Raw genomic sequence first — 19,891 nt, 5'->3', positions numbered from 1 at the left:
CTGCCTCAGCTGCCCAGCACCTGGCGGAGGTAGGCGTTGCCGAAGCGGCGCTCGGGGTCGAGCCGGTCGCGCACGGCGACGAAGTCGTCGAACCGCGGGTAGACCGAGCGGAAGTGGTCGGGGCCGAGGGTGTGCATCTTGCCCCAGTGGGGTCGGCCCTCGTGCGCGACGAAGATGTCCTGCATCGCCGCGAAGTACTCGGCCGGGTCGGTGCGGTGGTACTGGTGCACCGCGATGTAGACGTTGTCCCGCTCGTACCCGGTGGACATCCAGATGTCGTCCGCGGCGGTGAAGCGGACCTCGACGGGGAACGAGACGTAGCGGTCGGTGCGCGCGTACCAGCGCTGCATCTCGGCAATCGCCTCGGCGGCGGCGGCCTGCGGCAGGGCGAACTCCGACTCGCGGAAGCGCACGCGGCGTGGCGAGATGAAGACCTCGTGCGACACGTCGGTGTACTCGCGGGCGCCCAGCAGCGAGCCCGAGAGCGCGTTGATCCGCGGGATCAGCGAGGGCCGGCGCGTCGAGAGGCGCTGCACCTGCTCGTAGACGGTGTTCGACAGGAGCTCGTCGTCGAGCGCGTGGCGCCAGCGGGGCAGCGGCGCGCGCGTCGTGCCGTCGGGCACGCGGTTGTTGCGCTTCGTGAGCGCCTTGTCGGTGTGCGGGAAGAAGTAGAACTCGAAGTGGTCGTTGCCGTCGACGAGCTCGTCGAGGCCCGAGATCACGTCCGAGAGCGCCATCGGCTCCTCGCGCGCGTGCAGCAGGAACGACGGGACGCACTGCAGCGTCACCTCGGTGACGATGCCGAGGGCGCCCAGGCCGACGCGGGCGGCGTCGAAGAGCTCGTGGTCGGGGCCGATCTCCAGCACCTCGCCGTCGGCGGTGACGAGCTGGAGCCCGGCGACGGCCTTCGCGATGCCGAAGAGCCGCGCGCCGGTGCCGTGGGTGCCCGTGGAGGTGGCGCCGGCGACCGACTGCGGATCGACGTCGCCGAGGTTCGGCAGCGCCAGCCCGAGCGACGTCAGGCGACGGTTGAGGTCGTGCAGCGAGATGCCGGCCTGCACGCGCACGAGGCCCGTGCGGGTGTCGGCGCTGAGCACGCGGTCCATCCGGTCGAGCCGCAGCTGCACGCCCTCGGGCTGCGCGATGGGCGTGAACGAGTGGCCCGCGCCGACCGCCTTGACCCGCGGGTGGGCGCGGACGAGCGCGACCACCTCGTCGGTGGAGCCGGGGTGCTCGATCGCGTCGGGCGAGGCCGTGACATTGCCGGCCCAGTTGCTCCACGAGGTCATCCGAAGTTCTTCCCTTCGCCGCGGTAGGTGGGGGTCAGCGAGGCCTGGCCGGCGGCATCGACGATCGCGACCCGGTCGAACCGCTCGCACATCTCGCCGGCCTTGGCGTGACGGAACAGCACGCGGTCGCCGATGGCCAGGGTGCGGGCGACCTTGCCGCGCAGTGGCGACTGCACCTCGCCGGCGCCCTCGTTGGGGTAGTACTCGAGGCCCTCGGGCCACACGGGGGTGGGCACGCGCGACTTGGAGGCCGGGCCCGAGGCGATGTAGCCGCCGCCGAAGCACGTGGCCGCGTCGCGGCTGGGCTTGCGCACGACCGACAGCGCGAAGAACGCCGCGGGCCGCGGGGTGAAGGACCGGTAGTCGTCGAACAGCGTGGGGACGAAGAGCCCCGAGCCGGCCGCGAGCTCGGTGACCGACGCGTCGTCGCGCCAGACGTCGAGACTGCCGGTGCCGCCCGCGTTGACGATCTGCAGGTCGGTCATGGCGCCGACGGCCTTCACGATCTTGCGGCGCCGGCGCCTGAGCTCGGCCGCGGAGCGCCGCTTCACCATCGCGATGGCCGGGCCGCCGTCGGGCAGGCCCGCGATCTGCGCGTCGTAGAACATCAGGCCGACGAGGTCGAACCCCCGCCGGGCGGTGATCGTCGCGGCGATCCGCTTCGCGTCGCGGGCGGTGTGCACGGGGGAGCGGTGGGCGCCCAGGTGCGCGCCCAGCATCCGCAGCGACGAGTCGACGTCGAGGCACACGCGGATCGGCGGGTGGTCGGGCCCGAGGAAGGAGTCGATGAGGTCGAGCGCCTCGATCGAGTCGACCATCACGGTGATGGACGCGAGCCGCCGCTCGTCGGCGATCAGCTCGGCGTAGGCCTCGCGGTCGACGCTGGGGTACGCCAGCAGGATGTCGTCGACGCCCTGGTCGGCCAGCCAGACCGACTCGGCCAGCGAGTAGGTCATGACCCCGCGGAAGCCGTCGAGCGTCAGCGCGTTCTTGATGATCGACCGCACCCGGATCGACTTGGTGGCCAGCCGGATCGGCTTGCCGCCGGCGCGGCGGACGAGATCGGCCGCGTTCGCCCACAGCGCCTCCTCGTCGATCACCGCGTACGGGGTGTCGAGCAGGCTCGTGGCGCGCAGCAGGCGGGGGTACGGGGGAGTCGGGTTCGCAGGAGCCACGGGGCCAGTATGCATACTGGACGGGTGCGTCGACCGGTCCTGCTGCTCGTGTTGGTGACCTTCGTGCTGGCGGGATGCACCGGGGGGTCGGACGAGCCCGAGGAGACCGCGGCGACGCCGGATCCGCAGCCCGCGCCCACGCAGCAGATCACGCTCGACGACCTGGGGATCGCCGGCTGGCCCGCGCCCGACGACGCGATCCCCGAGCCGCCCGCCCGGCCCGACGGCGTGTCCGCCGCGGAGTACGAGGAGATGACCGACGCGGTCACGACGTGGGGCCTGCAGGCCGCCACGGACCCCGAGTCGGTCGGCGACGGCCTGCCGAAGACCCTCGTCGCCGCGATCGACGACGCCGCGGACGCCCAGACCGAGCCCGGGCTGGCGCGCGCCACCGTCCTCGACCCCGACCTCGAGCTGCGCGGCACGCGGATGACGGCGGTCTGGGAGACCTCGGAGGACGACGGGTCGGTCGACCTGTCGCTGCAGACCCGCACCGCCTACGAGGTCGAGAACGAGGAGGGGCTCGTGCGCGTCATCGGCGTGCTGCGCACCCAGGGCGTCATCGCCAGTGAGGGCGCCGACGAGTGGGGCACGCTCACCGGCTGGCAGGAGTTCGGCGCCGCGGACTGCGCGATCGTGCTCGACGGGTTCCTCACGCCGGGCGGCGACTCCGACGACCAGGTCACCGACCTCACGCAGTTCGCGGAGATCGGCAACGGCGACGAGGCCGTCACGCCGGCCCTGCCCGAGGAGGACCAGGTCGACGAGGACTTCGCGCGAGCGTGCCAGGCCGGCCGCGTCTGAGCGTCGTTAGGATGAGGCGGTCGGCCACGGCCGCGCCCCTGTAGCTCAGTCGGTAGAGCGCCTCTCTTGTAAAGAGGATGTCGCGGGTTCGAATCCTGTCGGGGGCTCCGGGTCGTCAGGCCCGCCAGGGGTCCTCGCGCCGCCCCAGCGTCGGGAGGTGCAGCGAGACCCCGTCCCGTCCCGCCAGGTACCGCAGCTCGCGCATCGTCACGTCGAGGTCGTCGCCCGCGTACGGCAGGGCGCGCAGGGGCCGGTCCAGCGGCCGGAAGAAGTCGTCCCAGTGGGTCAGCACGACCCGGCGCGCGCCCACGGCGAGCACGGTGTGCGTCCAGTACCCCTCGACGTACTCCGGGCCCAGCAGCCCGAGCTGCCCGATGCCGAGGAAGACGACCTCGGCGCCCATCCCGTCGAGGGCGCCCGGCACGAAGCCGGCGCTGCCCTGGACGAGCGTGGCGCCCACCGCGTCGTGCTCGACGAGCAGCGACCAGGCCTCCCCGCAGCGGTAGGCCCCGGCGCGGGCGGGCACCGCGAGCGGCTGGTCGATCGTGCCGGGGTGGCGGTCGGGCGGGCAGTGCTCGGAGAGCACGGCGGTGACGCGCCAGGGACCCAGCTCCATCGGCGTGCCCGGCTTCGCCGGACGCAGCTGGTCGTCGGGCAGGCCGGCACCGCGACCCACGTTCAGCGTCGAGGTGCCGCCGACGAGTGCCGCGCCGGTCCGCCGGGCGACCTCGGGCGCGTCCATGACGTGGTCGAAGTGGCTGTGCACGGGCAGCACCGCCTCGAGCCGCGAGGCCTCGGGCCCGGCGAGGCCCACCCGCCGCAGGCCGTCGGCGATCCGCGTGAGGTCGGGCGCGATCCGGCCCAGCCCGACCCGCAGCAGGGACGGGCGCGAGAAGAAGCCGTCCGTGAGCAGGGCCGAGCGTCCGTCGTCGAACGCGAGCGTCGACACGCCACCGAACGTCACCGAGGGAGCGCCGGCGGCCGCCTCCGGCACGTCGAACAGGGCGGCGTGGGTCGACAGGTCGGGGCGGCCGGGCTTGATGCGCATGGCTCAGGACTCTCTCACGAGGCGGCGCGCGAGGCACCCCGCTCGGGCTACGGTCGGGTCATGGACTCCACCGACCTCCCGTCCCTCGTCCGCGACCAGCTCGCCGCGGCGGGCCAGGCCTCCAGCGGTCGCAGCGCCGTCGCGCTGCACCGGGGTCGCCACCACCACCTGCGCCAGACGGTCATCGCGCTCGCGGCCGAGCGCCGGCTCGACGAGCACGAGGCGCCGCCCGAGGCGACCCTGCAGGTGCTGTCGGGACGGGTCCGCCTGACGGCGGGGGAGGAGTCCTGGGAGGGCGCCGCCGGCGAGCTGCTGGTGATCCCCGACCACCGCCACGACCTGCTGGCGCTCGAGGACGCCGCCGTCCTGCTGACCACCTTCGTCCCGGCCGGCTCATGATCCGCGTCCGCCGGGTGCAGGAGGACCCGTCGCCCGACGACGGGCTGCGCGTGCTGGTCGATCGCCTCTGGCCGCGAGGCATGACGAAGGAGCGCGCCGCGGTCGACGTCTGGCTCAAGGAGGTCGCGCCCAGCACCGAGCTGCGCAAGCTCTTCCACCACGAGCACATCGCCTTCTCCGCGTTCGCCGACGAGTACGCGAACGAGCTCGACGCGAACCCGGCCCTCGACGAGCTGCGCGGCCTCGTCGCCGAGCACGACGTCGTGACCCTCCTGTTCGCGGCGCGCGACGAGGCGCACAACCACGCGCTGCTGCTGAAGGACCGGCTCCAGCGGTCCAGCGGCGAGCGCGACTAGGCCCGCTGCGTGGCCATCCTGCTGGTCGCGGCCGGCCTGGCGACGCTCGTGGTCGGGGCCGAGCTGCTGGTGCGCGGAGGTGCCGCCGTCGCGACCCGGCTCGGCGTCCCGCCGATGGTCATCGGGCTCACGGTCGTCTCGATCGGCACGAGCCTGCCCGAGCTGGCGATCGGCATCGACGCGGCGCTGCGCGACGCGGGCCCGCTCGCGGTGGGCAACATCGCCGGCACCAACATCGTCAACCTGCTGCTGATCCTGGGCCTGAGCGCCGCACTCGTGCCCCTGGCCGTCGAGTCGCGCACGATCGTGTTCGAGCTGCCCGTCGTCGCGGCGGTCTCGATCCTGGTCGTCGTGCTGGCGCTCGACGGACGGCTCTCGCGCGCCGACGGCACGCTGCTGGTGGTCATCGCCGCGGTCTACACGCTGGCGGTCGTGGTGCTCGCCGTGCGCGACCCGGCGCGGCCCGCGGCCGAGCCCGACGCGTCCGGCGGCGGCCTGGTCCGGCACCTCGTCGTGCTGGTCGCCGGACTCGGGGTCGTGGTGCTGGGCGCCGACTGGCTCGTGCACGGCGCGGTCGACCTCGCGGCCTCCCTCGGCGTGAGCGAGGTCGTCATCGGCCTCACCGTCGTCGCGATCGGCTCCTCGGCGCCCGAGCTGGTGACCACGGTCGTGTCCACGCTGCGCGGCAACCGGGACATCGCGGTGGGCAACCTCATCGGCTCGAGCGTCTACAACCTCGCGCTGATCCTGGGCGTGACGTCGCTCGTCGCGCCGCTGGAGGTCACGAGCGACCTGATCCGGGTCGACCTGCCGCTCATGGCCTTCGTCGCGGTGATGCTGCTGCCGGTGCTGGCCACGGGGCGCCGGATGTCGCGCGCCGAGGGCATCGCGGCCGTGCTGGCCTACGTCCTCTACCTGGGCGTCGTCCTCGCGGTGCGCACCTGAGACGATGCACCTCATGGAGACCTCCCAGCCGCACAGCGACGTCATCCTCACCTTCGCCTGCCCCGACCGGGTGGGCATCGTCGCGGCCATCGCCTCCACGCTGGCGCAGGACGGCTGGACCATCACCGAGAGCCAGCAGTACGCGGACCCCGACACGCGCCGCTTCTTCATGCGCGTGCGGTTCGCCGCCGACCGCGAGGTCGCGCTCGACGACATGCGCGCCGCGCTGGCGCCGGTGCTCGAGCCCTTCGAGATGGACTGGGACCTGCACGACGCCACGGCGCCGCTGCGGGTCGTCGTGATGGTCTCCAAGCAGGGCCACGTCCTCAACAACCTGCTCTTCCACACGCGCCAGGGTCAGCTGCCGATCGAGATCGTCGCCGTCGTGTCGAACCACCCCGACTGGCGCGAGACGGTGGAGTGGCACGGCATCGAGTTCCACCAGATCCGCGTCACGCCCGACACCAAGCGCGAGACCGAGCAGTTCGTGCTCGACCTCATGGACGAGAAGGGCGCCGAGGCGCTCATCCTGGCGCGCTACATGCAGATCCTCACCGACCAGATGTGCCGCGACGTCCACGGCCGCGCCATCAACATCCACCACTCGCTGCTGCCCAGCTTCAAGGGCGCACGTCCCTACGAGCAGGCGCACCGCCACGGCGTGAAGGTCATCGGCGCGACCGCCCACTACGTGACGGCCGACCTCGACGAGGGGCCGATCATCGAGCAGGACTTCCGCCGGGTCGACCACCGCTCCTCGGCCTCCGAGCTGGCCGCGATGGGCCAGGACCTCGAGGCCCGCGCGCTGGTGCACGCGGTGCGGGCGCACGCCGAGCACCGCGTGCTGCTCAACGGGATGAAGACGGTCGTCTTCGACTGAGCCCGCCGACCGCGGCGGGCGCCTCGGTCAGCTGTCGCGCTCGCGGTCCTGGGAGGCCTCTGTCTCGGCCTCGTCGGCCTCGACGTCGGCCACCGTGGGCGCGGTCATCGCCGCCACGGGATCGCCGCCGGCCGTGAGCGAGGCATCGATCCGGTCGTTGGCGTAGCGCAGGACCTCGGCGATGGTGGCCGTGACGGGCACCGCGAGGAACGCGCCGGTGATGCCGAACAGCGAGCCGCCCGCCGTGACGGCCATCAGCACGACGGCCGGGTGCAGGTTCATGCTCTTGCCCTGCAGGATCGGCGAGAGGACGTTGCCCTCGAGCTGCTGCACCACGATGATCACGACGAGGATGATGAGCGCGTCCTGCGGCGAGTTCGTCACGAGGGTCACCAGCACGGCGATCGCGCCGCTGGCGAACGCACCGACGATCGGGATGAAGCCACCGATGAAGGTGATGACCGCGAGCGGCACCCAGAGCGGCTGGCCGACCACGGCCAGCGCGATGCCGATCAGCACCGCGTCGATGAACGACACGAGCGCCTGCGTGCGGATGAAGCCGCCGAGGGTGTTCCACGCGCGGTTCAGCATCTCGCGCAGGTGACCGCCGACGCGGTGGCCGCCGAGGCGCTCGACCCACGGCAGGAAGCGGTGGCCGTCCTTGATGAACAGGAAGGTCAGGATCAGCACCAGGACGGTGTTGAGGACCACGTTGGTGGCGACGCCGATCGTGGAGAGCACGCCGCTGCTGATGTCGCCGGCGCTGTCGCGCAGCCAGTCCTCCACCGAGTTCAGCGCGTTCGTGATCTGGCCGGCCTCGATCGGCAGCGGCCCGTTGACGAGCCAGTCCTGCACCTCGCTGACGCCCTTCGCGGCGCGGTCGGCGATCTCGGGGGCCTCGTCGACCAGCTGCGGGATGAGAATGGAGAACAGGAAGCCGAGCGCGGCCAGGAAGGCCAGCATCACGACGCCGGCGGCGGCGGCCGCGGGGACGCCGAGCTCGCGCAGGCGCTTGGTCGGCGGGCCGAGGACGGTGGCGAACAGGATCGCCAGCGACACGGGGAACCAGATCATCCAGGTGCGGCCGACGCCCCAGCCCAGCACGTAGAGGGCGGCGGCGATCACGATGATGCGCAGGCCCCAGCGCTGGATGACCACGAAGCCCTGGTCGATGAGGACGGCGCGGTCGCGGATGCGTGTCTGGCTCACGCGGCAACCCTAGCGGGGCAGTTCCCACTCCACCGGCTGCGCGTCCTGGGCGCGCAGGGCGTCGTTCGCGCGGCTGAACGGGCGCGAGCCGAAGAACCCCCGTGAGGCCGACAGCGGGCTCGGGTGCGCCGACTCGATCCGCGGCACGTCGCCGAGGCGTGGGGCGAGCGACTGGGCGTCGCGGCCCCACAGGATCGCGACGAGCGGGCCGCCACGCTCGACGAGGGCGGCGATCGCCCGGTCGGTGACCGCCTCCCAGCCGCGACCGCGGTGACTCGCGGCCTCGCCGGGACGCACCGTCAGGCAGCGGTTGAGCAGCATGACGCCCCGGTCGGCCCACGCGGAGAGGTCGCCGTGCGGCGCGGGCGCGATGCCGAGGTCGGCCTCCAGCTCGCGGTAGATGTTCGCCAGGCTGCGGGGCAGCGGGCGCACGTCGGGCCGGACCGAGAACGAGAGTCCCATCGGGTGCCCCGGCGTGGGGTACGGATCCTGGCCCGTGATGAGCACGCGCACCTGCGCCAGCGGGGTGCGGAAGGCGCGGAAGATGGCGTCGGGCTCGGGCAGGTAGGTGCGGCCCGCGCCGATCTCGGCGCGCAGGAAGTCGCCCATCGCGGCGATCTGGGGCGCCACCGGCTCCATGGCCTCGGCCCAGTCGGGCGCCATGAGGTCGCGCAGGCTCACGGGTGCCTCCTCAGGGCCGTGGGCGCCAGCGCGCTCGCCACGAGGCACAGCGCGAGCGGCACGAGGAACGCGGTCGTGAGCGGCACCCAGTGGGTCAGCAGGCCGATCACCGAGGGGCCGCTCAAGAGCGCGACGTAGCCCATGCCGGTGACCCGCGCGATGATCGCGGCGCCGTGCCGCGGGTCCACGTTGCCGGCGGCGCTGAAGAACTGGGGCACGCAGCCGGCCAGGCCGATGCCCACCACGGCCCAGCCCGCGATGGCGACGGCCGGGGTGGGTGCGACGATCGCGATCGCCAGGCCCACCGCGCCGAGCAGCGAGGCCCAGCGCACGAACCGTCCGGGTCCGATGACCGCGACGACGCGGTCGACGAGCAGTCGCGTGACGAACATGGCGAGGCTGAACGCGCCGTACGCGACGGCCGCGAGTGCCTCGGTGGTGCCGAGCTCGTCGCGCAGGTGGACGGTGCTCCAGTCGTAGGCGACGCCCTCGGCCAGCATGAGCGCGAACGCCAGGGCGCCGAGCAGCAGGATCTGCGCGGTCCACGGCGGGCGGCCGGGACGGTCGTCGGCGTCGCGGACGTCGTGGTCGAGCAGGTGGGGCCGGATGAGGACCAGCAGCACGAGGCCGATCACCGCGAACAGGACGAAGTTCAGCGGGATGGGCCAGCCGAGGGCGAGCATGCCGGCGCCGAGTGCCGAGGCGGCGAACCCGCCGGCCGAGAACCAGGCGTGCACCGAGGACATGATCGGCCGGCCGTACGCGCGCTCGACGGTGACGGCCTGGGCGTTCTGGGCGACGTCGACGATGCCGTTGGAGAACCCGAGCACGCCGAGGGCGGCTGCGAGGGTCCACGGGTCGGTGGCCAGCCCCGGCAGCGTCACGGTGAGCACCATCGCGAGCAGCGCGGCGGTGACCGCCTTGGCGCTGCCGGTGCGGTCGACGAAGAAACCCGCGGCCTGCATGCCGATCCACGCGCACGCGCCCATCCACAGCAGCAGCGTGCCGAGCGTGGCGGCCGTGATGTCCGTGCGGTCCATGACCACGGGAATGTGCACGATCCACGCGCCGAGCAGGAATCCGTTGCTGAACAGCAGTCCCGACGTCGCCACCCGGGCGCGCCCGATCGTCGCCTCCACCATTGCACCGAGTCTAGGAGGCCGGCGCGCGGCGCCGACCGGTAGCATGGGTGGGTTGTGTCCTCCGCCATCGCCGACTACCGCCGCCTCTGGGGCGCAGCTGGATTCTCGTTCGTCGCGGTGGCCTTCCTGGGGCGCATCCCGCTGGCCATGAGCCAGATGGGCGTCCTGATGCTCGTGGCGCAGGCCACCGGCAAGTACGGCATCGCCGGCGCCACGGCGGGTGCGCTCGCGGTCGCCAGCGCGATCGGGTCGCCCTTCTTCGGGGCCGCGGCCGACCGCATCGGTCAGCGCCCCGTCGTGCTCACCCAGTCGATCCTGGGCGCGATCGGCCTCGTGGCGGTCGTCTACGCGGCCGATCACGGCGTCTCGTCCGGTGCGCTGATCGGCGTCGCCGCGGCGACCGGACTCGTCATGCCCCAGGTCGGCCCGCTCGCCCGCGTGCGCTGGCGTCCGGTCCTGCGGCTGCGCGTGAGCGAGGGACGCATCCGCAAGGACGAGGTCGACCGCTTCGTCGACCTGGCCTTCTCCTACGAGGGCGCGGGCGACGAGGCGTCCTTCGTGCTCGGCCCGGCGCTCGTCGGCATCCTCGGCGTGCTGATCGGCGCCGACGGCGCGCTGCTCGCAGCGGCCGTGCTGCTGCTGGTCTTCGGCTCGTGGTTCGCGGTCCACCGCACCGCTGCGCTCGTCCCGCGCGGCAGCGAGCACGCGCCCACCCACGGCGTGAGGATGTGGACCTCGGCGTTCATCGTGCTGGCGGTCGCCGTCTTCCTCATGGGCACGTTCTTCGGCAGCATCCAGGCGGGCTCCACCGTGCTGGCCACGCAGCAGGGCCACCCCGACGTGGCGGGCCTCATCCACGCGGTCCTCGGCATCGGCAGCATGGTCGCAGCGCTGTCGCTCGCGGCCGTCCCGGCCAGCGTCCTCTACGCCACGCGCATGCTGTGGGCGTCGGGCGCGATGGTCGTGCTGGCGCTGCCGCTGCTGCTCGTCCAGACCATCCCGCAGGTCGTCGCGGTCATCGCCGTCCTGGGCTTCGCGGTCGCGCCCTACCTGATCAGCGCGTTCGCGCTGGCCGGCCTCATCGTGCCGCCCGCCCGCATCGGCACCGCCATGACGTTCATGGCCGGCGGCACGGGTCTGGGCTACGCGACGGGCGCGTCGCTCGCAGGCCGCGCGGCCGACGGCGCGTTCGGCCCCTCGGGCCCCACGCCCGCGTTCGCGGTCACGATCTCGGCCATGGCGGTCGCCTTCGTGCTCTCGCTGGCCACGCAGCGCATCCTGCGGAACGCCAAGATCGTCTCCTGACGCGGCTCCGCCGGGACGAACGATGAGGCATCGCGCCCCGCTCCGGTGCCCGAATGCCTCATCCTGCGTCGACCGCGAGGCGCGCCCGCAGTCGGTCACGCGCGGCAGGCCACTCGTCGTCGAGCATCGAGAAGGTCACGGTGTCGCGCCAGCTGCCGTCGTCGCGCAGCTTGTGCTTGCGCAGCACGCCCTCGCGGGTCGCGCCGAGCCTCGCGATCGCGGCCTGTGACCGGTCGTTGCGGATGTCGGTGTGCCACACGACGCGCACGCAGCCGAGCTCGTCGAACGCCCGCGTGAGCAGCAGCAGCTTGGCCTCGGTGTTGAGGCCGGTCCGCCAGAAGCGCCGGCCGATCCAGGTGTGCCCGATCGCCACGGTGCGCAGCTCGGCGTCGATGTCGTAGTAGGAGGTCGTGCCCGCCACCTCGCCCGTGAGGGCGTCGATCTGCGCCCACGGCACCAGCGCCGGGTCGGCAACGGCACGCGCGATGTGGCCGGCCGCGACCTCGGGGGTCATGACGTCCCAGCGACGCAGGTGCTCGAAGACGGCGGGGTCGTCGCCGGCGGCCGCGAGGCCCTCGGCGTGCTCGGGTCCGAGCGGCTCGAGGCGCACGAGGCGACCGGCGAGAGGCGCCGGGGTGGTCCAGGGATCGGTCACGGGGTCAGCGTGTCAGACGGTCGAGGAAGGCGATCATCAGCGCTTCCCGGACCCGCGGGGGAGCGACGTCGACGAGCGCGTTGACCGGGCCGAGTCGCTCGGGGACCGCGACCTGGCCGCCCTCGCCGGCCAGGCCCGCGAGCGCCAGCAGGCCGTCGAACGCCTCGTCGTCGAGGGTGTCGGGGTCGAGCGTCGCGGCCGCCTCGGCGAGCAGCGGGTCGATCCGGATCGGGCCCTGCTCGGCCGCCTGCGCCACCGACGCCCGCAGCGCCTCGAGGAACTCGGGCACCGATGCGGCCGTGGCCGCCGAGATCGTCAGGTGCAGGTTCGCCGGCTCGTCGCCGAACCGCATCTGCGGTTGCACGAACCATCCGCGGTCGAGCATGAGGTCGCTGATGGTGAACACGTCGACCGCGTCGTCGGTGCCCACGACGACCAGCGAGGTGTCGGGCTGCTCGACGAGATGCAGGTGCTCGGTGGCCTCGATGCCGTCGGCCAGCTCGCGGGTGCCGTCGAGGGTGCGACGGACGAGGTCGCGGTAGCCCTCGGCGCCGATCAGCCGCACCACGGCCCACGCGGCGGCGAGCGGGCCGCCGGACTTCGTGGACTGCGTGGTCGAGTTCAGCATCGTGTAGCCGGGCCAGTCGGCGTGCGCGAAGAACTGGGGCCGGCGCAGCGACGCGTCGGCGTGCAGCAGCAGGGAGACCCCCTTCGGCGTGTACGCGTACTTGTGGAGGTCGACCGAGATGCTGGTGACGCCGGGCACCGCGAAGTCCCACGGGGGAGCGTCGGGGGTCCACGGCAGGATCCAGCCGCCGATGCACGCGTCGACGTGCAGCCGCAGGCCCCGCTCGCGGGTGACGGCGGCGAGCTCCTCGATCGGGTCGATCACGCCGTGGGCGTACGAGGGCGTGCTGGCGGCCACCAGCACCACGCGCTCGCCGAGACGGTCGATCGTCTCGGTCATCGCGGCGACGTCGGCTCGGTGCCCGGCGCCCACAGGGACGGCGACGAGCTCGACCCCGAAGTAGTGGGCCGCCTTCGCGAACGCCGCGTGGATCGTGCTGGGCACGACCATCGCCGGGCGGTCGACGGCGGCGGCGTCGCGCGCGGTCTGCACCGCCAGCAGGATCGACTCGGTGCCGCCGGACGTCACCGTGCCGACGACCTCGTCGCCGCCGTGCAGGATCGAGCGCGCGAAGCCGACGAGGTCGGCCTCCATCGACAGCAGGCTGGGGAACGCGGTGGGGTCGAGGCCGTTCGTGGCGGCGTACATCGCGACGGCCTGCCGGGCGACCTCGTCGGCCTCGGCCAGACCCGAGTCGTAGACGTACGCGAGCGTGCGGCCGCCGTGGGTGGGCAGGTCGCCCTCCCGGCGGTCGGAGAGCTCGGCGAGGATCTCCTCAGGCGACATCGGCACTCCTCAGTCGGTCGTCGAGTCGGTAGCCGCGCAGCAGCACGAGGCTGATCGCGGACAGCACGGCCGGCAGCACCGAGAAGCCCAGCGCGATCGCGAGGCGGGCGCTGTCGGGCTGGTCGACGGTGACCCCGGAGGTCGAGGACACGTAGCCGCCCGCGGTCAGCACGAGCGCGAAGATGCCCGGCCCGAGCGCGAGGCCGAGCGTCTCGCCCGCGGTCCACACCCCGGTGAACACGCCGATCCGGTTGGCGCCGCTGCGCGAGGCGTCGTCGGCCGCCACGTCGGGCAGCATCGCCATCGGGAAGACCTGGGCGCCGGCGTACCCGATGCCCACGAGCGCCGCGGCGACGTACGTGAGGGCTAGCCAGCCCTCGTGCGCCGCCAGCAGCGCGGCCATCCCGACCACGAGGAAGACCGTGGCGACGGCGTAGCCCGACCGCTTGCCGCGGGTGGCGGCGTAGCGCTCCCACAGCGGCGTGACGAGCAGCGCGGGCCCGACGAAGGCGACGAACAGGAAGGTGTTGGCGGCCGCGCTGTCGAGCAGGTCGTCGGCCACGTAGGCGACGCCCGCCAGCACGGTGCCGATCGCGGCGGCCTGCACGACGAACGTCAGCAGCACCGCGCGGAAGTCGGGGTTCTGGGCCACGAGCCGCAGCTGGTCGGCGAACGTGCCGCCCGCGGTCTCGGTCGGGTGCTCGGGCGCCCCGCGGGTGCCCCACCACGCGCCGAGCACGCCGAGCGCGATGACGAGCCCGACGTACGCGCCCATCGCCGCGTGCCCCAGCTGATCGGCCACGATCGGGGCGGTGGCGCCCGAGACGAGGATCGCCAGTGCCAGCACGACGACGCGCCACGTCATCAGCCGCGTGCGCTCGGCGTAGTCGAGCGTGAGCTCGGCCGGCATCGCGACGTAGGGCACCTGGAAGAACGCGTAGGCGCTCGCGCAGCCCAGGAACGCCACCGCGACCCACGCGGCGGCCAGCGCTTGCGGCTCGGTGGGCCCGGCGAACATCACGGCGAACAGCACCGCGAGGGTGAGCCCGGCCCGCACGAGGAACGGCCGGCGCCGCCCGGCGGGATGCGTCGACCGGTCGCTGATGCGTCCGGCGATCGGGTTGAGGACGACGTCCCACGCCTTCGGCGCGAACACCAGCACGCCGGCCAGCGCCGCTCCGATGCCGATCTCGTCGGTCAGGTAGGGCAGCAGCAGCAGTCCGGGGACGGTGCCGAAGGTCCCGGTGGCGACGCTGCCGAGCGCGTAGCCGCGCCGGACCCGGGCCGGAAGCTCAGTCGTCACCGTCGGACGGACCGATGTCACGGACCTCGGCGAGCTCGGCCAGGAACGTCGTGGCCCAGCGCTCGATGTCGTTCTCCATCACCTGCTTGCGCAGCGCGCGCATCCGCTTGCGCAGGTCGACCGGAGGCGCCTGCATGGCCTCGAGCAGCGCCTGCTTCATGCCGTTGATGTCGTGCGGGTTGACCTGGAAGGCCTGCTTGAGCTCGCCCGCGGCGCCGGCGAACTCGCTCAGCACGAGCGCGCCGCGGTCGTCCCAGCGGGTCGCGATGTACTCCTTCGCGACGAGGTTCATGCCGTCGCGCAGGGGCGTGACCACCATGACGTCGGCCGCGCGGTACATCGCCGCCATCTCGTCGCGTGGGAAGGAGGCGTGCAGGTACTGGATCGGCTGCTGGCCGATGCGTCCCATGTCGCCGTTGATCCGGCCGACGAGTCGGTTGATGTCGTCGCGCAGCAGGCGGTACTGGTGCACCCGCTCGCGCGACGGGGTGGCCACCTGGACGAAGACGGCGTCGTCGACGTCGATCACGCCGTCGCTGACGAGCTCGCCGAACGCGCGCAGCCGCTGGGGCAGGCCCTTGGTGTAGTCGAGGCGGTCGATGCCGATGAGCACGTGGCGCGGGTTGCCGAGGCTGTCGCGGATCTCCTGCGCCCGGGCGATGACCTCGGGCGTGCGCGAGAGCTGCTCGAACCCGCGCGCGTCGATCGAGATCGGGTAGGCCCGCGCCAGGACCTTGCGGCCGTCGGGCAGGAAGACGGTGTCGCGCACGGTGCGGTGGCCCACGCGCTGACGCACGAGGCGGGCGAAGTTCTGCGCACCGCCGGGCATCTGGAAGCCCACGAGGTCGGCGCCCAGCAGGCCCTCGAGGATCTGGCGGCGCCACGGCAGCTGCTGGAACAGCTCGGTGGGCGGGAACGGGATGTGCAGGAAGAAGCCGATCAGCAGGTCGGGGCGCAGCTCGCGCAGCATCTGCGGGACGAGCTGGAGCTGGTAGTCCTGCACCCACACGACCGCGCCCTGGGCGGCCAGCGAGGCGGCCTTCTCGGCGAAGCGACGGTTGACCGTGACGTAGGAGTCCCACCACTCGCGGTGGTACTCCGGCGTGACGACGACGTCGTGGTAGAGCGGCCAGAGAGTGCCGTTGGAGAAGCCCTCGTAGTACTCCTCGACCTCGCGCTCGGACAGCGGCACCGGGACGAGGCGCAGGCCGTCGTCCTCGAACTCGGGGAGGTCCTCGTCGGCGGCGCCGTGCCAGCCGATCCACGCCCCGCCCTGGAGCTTCATGACCGGCTCGAGGGCCGTGACCAGACCGCCGGGCGACTTGCGCCACCTGACCTCGCCGTCGTCGCCGATCAGGCGGTCGACGGGCAGGCGGTTGGCGATCACGAGGAAGTCAGCTTGCTCGGGCGCCATGCAGCCACCCTAGAGGAGAACCGGCCCTCCCGCCCCGGACCTCACGCGGTGGGACGACGGATTCGCGAACGGGAATGACAATGGTGTGATTCCGCCGGTACAGTCGGGCACATGGCAGCGGTGGAGAGTCACGACCAGGCGGTCCGCGACGGCGCTTTGTCCGATCGCGACCGCGAGATGCTCGAGCTCGAGCGCCTGTGGTGGAAGTACGCCGGCGCCAAGGAGCAGGCGATCCGCGACAAGTTCGACATGACCGCCACCCGGTACTACCAGATCCTCAACGCGCTGATCGACTCCGAGGACGCGCTCGCGCACGACCCGCTGCTCGTCAAGCGCCTGCGCCGCCTGCGCTCGCAGCGCCAGCGTCAGCGCCAGGCCCGGCGCACCGGCTCCGACCGCTGAGGTGGAGGAGCAGCCGCCCCTCGAACCGCGCGACGACCGGCGTGAGCCCGAGCGTCGTCGCCCGTGGCACGTCGTCGTGCTGCCCGCCGTCTGGCTGATCCTCGGCGCGCTCGGCGGCTGGGCGATCATCGAGGTCGTCCGCGAGGACGAGGCGCCCGCGCAGTCGGCGCAGCGCACCAGCACCGGTCCCACGTCGAAGCCCACGAAGAAGGCCTCGGCCAAGCCGAAGCCGAAGAAGACGACCGAGCCCACCGCCGATCCCACGACCGAGGCGACCACCGAGGCCCCGGCGACCCGGTCGATCGGCGTCTCGGTCTACAACCAGATCGGCATCGGCGGCCTCGCCGCCCGCGTCGCCGGGCAGGCCCGTGCCGCCGGCTGGACCGTCGGCGCCGTGGCCGACTGGCGCGGCGGCGTCCCGCAGGACACCGTCTACTACCCGGCCGGGCGCCAGGCCGAGGCCGCGCTGCTCGGCAGCGACCTCGGGATCGTCCGCCTCATGCCCGCCACCGCGAACATGTCCACCAGCAACCTGACGGTCGTGCTGGCCAGCCCCCGCTGACCCCTCGTGCGCCCGCGCCATACTTTCCCCATGACCGATCCGGGGCGCACGCTGCTCGCGCTGGACTTCGACGGCACGCTCGCCCCGATCGTCGAGGACCCCGCGTCGGCCTACATCCACCCCGGGTCCCTCGCGGCGCTGCGGCGCCTCGGTCCGATCCTGGGCACGATCGCGATCATCACCGGACGCCCCGTCGACCAGGTGCGCCGGCTCGGCCGCTTCGAGGAGGGCGACGGCCTCGAGCACCTCGTCGTCTGCGGCCAGTACGGCGCCGAGCGCTGGGACGCCGCCACGGGCGAGCTGACCCGCCCGTCGCGCCCCGAGGCCGTCTCGCAGCTGGCCGCGCGGCTGCCCCAGTGGATGCGCGAGCACGACGCGTCGCGCATCCGGGTCGAGGACAAGGGCCTGGCGATCGCGCTGCACACGCGCGGCGTCGCGCCGGGCCTGCTCGACGAGCTCGCCCCGCAGATCGAGGCGCTCGCCACCGAGGTCGGACTCCACCTCGAGCCCGGTCGCCAGGTGATCGAGCTGCGCGCCTCCGGCACCGACAAGGGGCAGACCCTGCGCGGCATCATCGGCCGCGTCTCGCCCGGCGCGGTCATCTACGCCGGCGACGACCTCGGCGACCTGCCGGCGTTCCGCGAGGCGATCGCCCTGCGCGAGCAGGGGATGGACGTCACCCTCGTGTGCTCGGCGTCCGACGAGCAGGACGCGCTCGTCGCGCTGGCCGACGTGGTGCTCGACGGCCCCGACGACGTCGCGGCCTGGCTCGGCGACCTCGCCGACCGGTTCGCTCCGGTCTGACTCTTCTCCCGCTCGTCTCGGCATCCGGACCGAGTGGACGTATCGTGAGACGCGCCCCTAGGCTGGCATCACTCATCCCGAGGGGCAGAGGGACACGGCCCGACGAAGCCCCAGCAACCAGCCGACCATCGGCCAGGTGCTAATTCCGTCCGCGGTCGAACGCCGGCCCGGAGAGATGAATGGAGTCGTCGTGAGCGTCACGATCCCTGACCGCACCACCCTTCGCGAGGGCGCCTTCGGCCCCGCCACCGCCCTCAAGTGCCGCGAGTGCGGCGCCACGCGCGAGCTCGGCCCGCACTACGCCTGCTACGAGTGCTTCGGCCCGCTCGAGATCGCCTACGACTTCGGCACGGTGACCCGCGAGCAGATCGAGGCCGGGCCCACGAACATCTGGCGCTACAAGGCCCTGCTGCCCGTTCCGGCCGACATCGAGGAGAGCCCCAACCTCGAGCCGGGCTTCACCCGCCTGCTCGACGCGCGCAACCTCGCCGCCGAGCTCGGCCTGGCGAAGCTGTGGGTCAAGGACGACAGCACGAACCCCACCAACTCCTTCAAGGACCGCGTCGTCGCCTGCGCCCTGAGCGCCGCGCGCGAGTTCGGCAGCAAGGTGTTCGCCTGTCCGTCGACGGGCAACCTCGCCAACGCGGTCGCCGCGGCGGGCGCCCGCGCCGGCATCCGCACGGTCGTGTTCATCCCGAGCAACCTCGAGACGCCCAAGCAGGTGAACTCGGCGATCTTCACCGACAACCTGGTCGCCGTCGACGGGAACTACGACGACGTCAACAAGCTGGCCAGCGAGATCGCCGGCGAGGACGAGGGCTGGGCGTTCGTCAACGTCAACGTGCGCCCCTTCTACGCCGAGGGCTCCAAAACGCTCGGCTACGAGATCGCCGAGCAGCTCGGCTGGCGCCTGCCCGACCAGATCGTCATCCCCGTCGCCTCGGGCTCGCAGCTGACGAAGGTGCACAAGGCCTTCCAGGAGCTCATCGCGCTGGGCCTCGTCGAGGACAAGCCGTACCGCGTCTTCGGCGCGCAGGCGCAGGGCTGCAACCCCGTCGCCACCGCGTTCAAGGACGGCGTCGACGCGATCCGTCCCGTGCGGCCCGACACGATCGCCAAGTCGCTCGCGATCGGCAACCCCGCCGACGGGATCTACGTGCTCGACATCGCCCGCGGCACCGGTGGCGGCGTCGAGGAGGTCGACGACGACCAGATCCGCGACGCGATCGTCCTGCTGGCGCGCACCGAGGGCATCTTCACCGAGACCGCCGGCGGCACCACCGTGGCCGTGCTCAAGAAGCTCGTCGAGACGGGCCAGCTGGACCCCGAGCTCGAGACCGTCGTGATCAACACCGGTCACGGCCTCAAGACGCTCGACGCGGTCGCCGGGTCCGTCGGCCCGCGCGCCACGATCGCCCCCACCTACGACGCCTTCGCCGCGGCCGGCATCGCCTGAGCCGTCCGACCGAACCCACCCGAGGAGCCACCATGGCCGTGTCCGTCCGCATCCCCACGATCCTGCGCAGCTACACGAACGACGAGTCGCAGGTCACCGCCGAGGGCGACCGCCTCAGCGCCGTCCTCGACTCGCTCGAGACGAGCTACCCCGGCATCCGGGCCCGCATCGTCGACGAGGACGGCAAGCTGCGCCGCTTCGTCAACGTGTACGTGGCCGAGGAGGACGTGCGCTTCGCGGACGGCCTCGACACCAAGACCCCCGACGGCACCCAGATCTCGGTGATCCCCGCGGTCGCGGGCGGCTGCTGATCCGTCTTTCGGCCAGTCCGCCGTAGGCGATTCACGCGCCTGCCGATACGCTGGTCCCGGGTCCGGCAGCGGGCCTTCCCCCGCAGAACAGGTGGTCTCATGGTGCATGGCACCGTCAAGTGGTTCAACTCCGACAAGGGGTACGGCTTCATCGCCGTCGACGGCCAGGACGACGTCTTCGTCCACTGGTCGAAGATCGCGATCAACGGGTTCAAGACCCTCGAGGACGGCCAGAACGTCGAGCTCGAGGTGGTCGACGGCCCCAAGGGGCGCGAGGCCGAGAACGTCCAGCCGCTGCACTAGGCCGGCTGGGACGGTGCAGGCGGCGACCTCGGGT

22 protein-coding genes, 1 tRNA gene and 1 riboswitch are annotated in these 19,891 nt (G+C 72.7%); of the genes, 13 read left to right on the top strand and 10 right to left on the bottom strand.

Going from position 1 to position 19,891, the window contains the following annotated elements; translation table 11 throughout:
* Window positions 1–5: 5 nt before the first annotated feature.
* Window positions 6–1,289 carry a D-arabinono-1,4-lactone oxidase gene (locus tag ACK99Q_RS02105; protein ID WP_410184590.1) on the bottom strand — a complete coding sequence of 428 codons (1,284 nt, stop codon included), beginning with the start codon at window positions 1,287–1,289 and terminating at the stop codon, window positions 6–8.
* The gene (locus ACK99Q_RS02100) at window positions 1,286–2,464 is read right to left on the bottom strand and encodes an amino acid deaminase/aldolase (protein WP_410184589.1); all 1,179 of its coding nucleotides are present in this window, start codon (window positions 2,462–2,464) and stop codon (window positions 1,286–1,288) included. The genes ACK99Q_RS02105 and ACK99Q_RS02100 overlap by 4 nt, the downstream gene beginning before the upstream one ends.
* Before the next feature lie 24 nt (window positions 2,465–2,488).
* Here ACK99Q_RS02100 and ACK99Q_RS02095 point away from each other — a divergent pair, with 24 nt between their 5' ends.
* Window positions 2,489–3,268 (top strand): hypothetical protein, encoded by a 780-nt coding sequence (locus tag ACK99Q_RS02095; protein WP_410184588.1) that lies wholly within the window; start codon window positions 2,489–2,491, stop codon window positions 3,266–3,268.
* 34 nt (window positions 3,269–3,302) lie between these two features.
* Window positions 3,303–3,375: transfer RNA gene (locus ACK99Q_RS02090), tRNA-Thr, on the top strand.
* 8 nt (window positions 3,376–3,383) lie between these two features.
* Here the strand turns inward: ACK99Q_RS02090 and ACK99Q_RS02085 are convergent.
* Window positions 3,384–4,316, bottom strand: coding sequence for an MBL fold metallo-hydrolase (locus ACK99Q_RS02085; protein ID WP_410184587.1), 933 nt, complete (start codon window positions 4,314–4,316; stop codon window positions 3,384–3,386).
* 60 nt (window positions 4,317–4,376) lie between these two features.
* Between ACK99Q_RS02085 and ACK99Q_RS02080 the strand changes: the two genes are divergently transcribed.
* From ACK99Q_RS02080 to purU, 4 genes are read left to right on the top strand one after another with little or no spacing between them, the layout of a single operon-like run.
* Window positions 4,377–4,715 carry a cupin domain-containing protein gene (locus ACK99Q_RS02080; RefSeq protein ID WP_410184586.1) on the top strand — a complete coding sequence of 113 codons (339 nt, stop codon included), beginning with the start codon at window positions 4,377–4,379 and terminating at the stop codon, window positions 4,713–4,715.
* The gene (locus ACK99Q_RS02075) at window positions 4,712–5,071 is read left to right on the top strand and encodes a DUF488 domain-containing protein (RefSeq protein ID WP_410184585.1); all 360 of its coding nucleotides are present in this window, start codon (window positions 4,712–4,714) and stop codon (window positions 5,069–5,071) included. Before ACK99Q_RS02080 ends, ACK99Q_RS02075 begins: the two co-directional genes overlap by 4 nt.
* A 9-nt stretch (window positions 5,072–5,080) precedes the next feature.
* Window positions 5,081–6,016 (top strand): sodium:calcium antiporter, encoded by a 936-nt coding sequence (locus ACK99Q_RS02070; RefSeq protein ID WP_410184584.1) that lies wholly within the window; start codon window positions 5,081–5,083, stop codon window positions 6,014–6,016.
* 13 nt (window positions 6,017–6,029) lie between these two features.
* The gene (purU, locus tag ACK99Q_RS02065) at window positions 6,030–6,896 is read left to right on the top strand and encodes a formyltetrahydrofolate deformylase (RefSeq protein WP_410184583.1); all 867 of its coding nucleotides are present in this window, start codon (window positions 6,030–6,032) and stop codon (window positions 6,894–6,896) included.
* 27 nt (window positions 6,897–6,923) lie between these two features.
* On the opposite strand, the gene ACK99Q_RS02060 is transcribed toward purU, so the two are convergent.
* Genes ACK99Q_RS02060 through ACK99Q_RS02050 form a run of 3 tightly spaced genes read right to left on the bottom strand, consistent with a single transcriptional unit; the run spans window position 6,924 to window position 9,928 of the window.
* Window positions 6,924–8,105: an AI-2E family transporter gene (locus tag ACK99Q_RS02060; RefSeq protein ID WP_410184582.1), complete on the bottom strand. Its 1,182-nt coding sequence runs from the start codon at window positions 8,103–8,105 to the stop codon at window positions 6,924–6,926.
* Window positions 8,106–8,114: 9 nt separating this feature from the next.
* Complete coding sequence (locus tag ACK99Q_RS02055; RefSeq protein WP_410184581.1) at window positions 8,115–8,786, bottom strand: uracil-DNA glycosylase; 672 nt, start codon at window positions 8,784–8,786, stop codon at window positions 8,115–8,117.
* A complete protein-coding gene (locus tag ACK99Q_RS02050) occupies window positions 8,783–9,928 on the bottom strand; it encodes an MFS transporter (RefSeq protein ID WP_410184580.1) in 1,146 nt (381 codons plus the stop codon). Before ACK99Q_RS02050 ends, ACK99Q_RS02055 begins: the two co-directional genes overlap by 4 nt.
* A 54-nt stretch (window positions 9,929–9,982) precedes the next feature.
* Between ACK99Q_RS02050 and ACK99Q_RS02045 the strand changes: the two genes are divergently transcribed.
* Window positions 9,983–11,233 (top strand): MFS transporter, encoded by a 1,251-nt coding sequence (locus tag ACK99Q_RS02045; protein ID WP_410184579.1) that lies wholly within the window; start codon window positions 9,983–9,985, stop codon window positions 11,231–11,233.
* A 58-nt stretch (window positions 11,234–11,291) separates the two neighbouring features.
* Here the strand turns inward: ACK99Q_RS02045 and ACK99Q_RS02040 are convergent, their stop codons facing one another.
* Genes ACK99Q_RS02040 through ACK99Q_RS02025 form a run of 4 tightly spaced genes read right to left on the bottom strand, consistent with a single transcriptional unit; the run spans window position 11,292 to window position 16,019 of the window.
* On the bottom strand, window positions 11,292–11,888 hold the full coding sequence (locus ACK99Q_RS02040) for a GNAT family N-acetyltransferase (protein WP_410184578.1): 597 nt from the start codon (window positions 11,886–11,888) through the stop codon (window positions 11,292–11,294).
* Window positions 11,889–11,892: 4 nt separating this feature from the next.
* Window positions 11,893–13,302 carry a pyridoxal phosphate-dependent decarboxylase family protein gene (locus ACK99Q_RS02035; protein ID WP_410184577.1) on the bottom strand — a complete coding sequence of 470 codons (1,410 nt, stop codon included), beginning with the start codon at window positions 13,300–13,302 and terminating at the stop codon, window positions 11,893–11,895.
* A complete protein-coding gene (locus ACK99Q_RS02030; protein WP_410184576.1) occupies window positions 13,292–14,605 on the bottom strand; it encodes an MFS transporter in 1,314 nt (437 codons plus the stop codon). The genes ACK99Q_RS02035 and ACK99Q_RS02030 overlap by 11 nt, the downstream gene beginning before the upstream one ends.
* Window positions 14,595–16,019, bottom strand: coding sequence for a trehalose-6-phosphate synthase (locus ACK99Q_RS02025; RefSeq protein WP_410184575.1), 1,425 nt, complete (start codon window positions 16,017–16,019; stop codon window positions 14,595–14,597). The genes ACK99Q_RS02030 and ACK99Q_RS02025 overlap by 11 nt, the downstream gene beginning before the upstream one ends.
* A gap of 111 nt (window positions 16,020–16,130) precedes the next feature.
* Here ACK99Q_RS02025 and ACK99Q_RS02020 point away from each other — a divergent pair, with 111 nt between their 5' ends.
* The 6 genes from ACK99Q_RS02020 (at window position 16,131) to ACK99Q_RS01995 (ending at window position 19,857) form a co-directional block, all read left to right on the top strand.
* Window positions 16,131–16,421, top strand: a complete 291-nt coding sequence (locus ACK99Q_RS02020) for a DUF3263 domain-containing protein (protein ID WP_179426512.1) — start codon at window positions 16,131–16,133, stop codon at window positions 16,419–16,421.
* A gap of 1 nt (window position 16,422) precedes the next feature.
* On the top strand, window positions 16,423–16,983 hold the full coding sequence (locus ACK99Q_RS02015) for a LytR C-terminal domain-containing protein (RefSeq protein WP_410184574.1): 561 nt from the start codon (window positions 16,423–16,425) through the stop codon (window positions 16,981–16,983).
* Window positions 16,984–17,013: 30 nt separating this feature from the next.
* Complete coding sequence (gene otsB / locus ACK99Q_RS02010; RefSeq protein ID WP_410184573.1) at window positions 17,014–17,787, top strand: trehalose-phosphatase; 774 nt, start codon at window positions 17,014–17,016, stop codon at window positions 17,785–17,787.
* A gap of 69 nt (window positions 17,788–17,856) precedes the next feature.
* A riboswitch (SAM riboswitch) is annotated at window positions 17,857–17,969 on the top strand.
* 8 nt (window positions 17,970–17,977) lie between these two features.
* Window positions 17,978–19,243, top strand: coding sequence for a threonine synthase (thrC, locus tag ACK99Q_RS02005; protein WP_410184572.1), 1,266 nt, complete (start codon window positions 17,978–17,980; stop codon window positions 19,241–19,243).
* Between the two features lie 32 nt (window positions 19,244–19,275).
* On the top strand, window positions 19,276–19,554 hold the full coding sequence (locus ACK99Q_RS02000) for a MoaD/ThiS family protein (protein WP_410184571.1): 279 nt from the start codon (window positions 19,276–19,278) through the stop codon (window positions 19,552–19,554).
* Between the two features lie 99 nt (window positions 19,555–19,653).
* Complete coding sequence (locus ACK99Q_RS01995; RefSeq protein WP_179426495.1) at window positions 19,654–19,857, top strand: cold-shock protein; 204 nt, start codon at window positions 19,654–19,656, stop codon at window positions 19,855–19,857.
* Window positions 19,858–19,891 lie beyond the last annotated feature (34 nt).

It is taken from the genome of Aeromicrobium sp. MLTX1, from assembly GCF_046452335.1.
Classification (GTDB): Bacteria; Actinomycetota; Actinomycetes; order Propionibacteriales; family Nocardioidaceae; genus Aeromicrobium.
The sequence above is the reverse complement of the archived record's forward strand: the minus strand, read 5'-3'. Positions and strand labels throughout refer to the sequence as shown.

Excerpts from the sequence above, each read along its gene's own strand:
- purU (WP_410184583.1), top strand. The coding sequence starts at position 6,030 with ATGGAGACCTCCCAGCCGCACAGCGACGTCATCCTCACCTTCGCCTGC.
- ACK99Q_RS02075 (WP_410184585.1), top strand. The coding sequence starts at position 4,712 with ATGATCCGCGTCCGCCGGGTGCAGGAGGACCCGTCGCCCGACGACGGG.
- ACK99Q_RS02105 (WP_410184590.1), bottom strand. The coding sequence starts at position 1,289 with ATGACCTCGTGGAGCAACTGGGCCGGCAATGTCACGGCCTCGCCCGAC.
- otsB (WP_410184573.1), top strand. The coding sequence starts at position 17,014 with ATGACCGATCCGGGGCGCACGCTGCTCGCGCTGGACTTCGACGGCACG.
- ACK99Q_RS02025 (WP_410184575.1), bottom strand. The coding sequence starts at position 16,019 with ATGGCGCCCGAGCAAGCTGACTTCCTCGTGATCGCCAACCGCCTGCCC.
- ACK99Q_RS02020 (WP_179426512.1), top strand. The coding sequence starts at position 16,131 with ATGGCAGCGGTGGAGAGTCACGACCAGGCGGTCCGCGACGGCGCTTTG.
- ACK99Q_RS02085 (WP_410184587.1), bottom strand. The coding sequence starts at position 4,316 with ATGCGCATCAAGCCCGGCCGCCCCGACCTGTCGACCCACGCCGCCCTG.
- ACK99Q_RS02035 (WP_410184577.1), bottom strand. The coding sequence starts at position 13,302 with ATGTCGCCTGAGGAGATCCTCGCCGAGCTCTCCGACCGCCGGGAGGGC.
- ACK99Q_RS02050 (WP_410184580.1), bottom strand. The coding sequence starts at position 9,928 with ATGGTGGAGGCGACGATCGGGCGCGCCCGGGTGGCGACGTCGGGACTG.
- ACK99Q_RS01995 (WP_179426495.1), top strand. The coding sequence starts at position 19,654 with ATGGTGCATGGCACCGTCAAGTGGTTCAACTCCGACAAGGGGTACGGC.
- ACK99Q_RS02000 (WP_410184571.1), top strand. The coding sequence starts at position 19,276 with ATGGCCGTGTCCGTCCGCATCCCCACGATCCTGCGCAGCTACACGAAC.
- ACK99Q_RS02080 (WP_410184586.1), top strand. The coding sequence starts at position 4,377 with ATGGACTCCACCGACCTCCCGTCCCTCGTCCGCGACCAGCTCGCCGCG.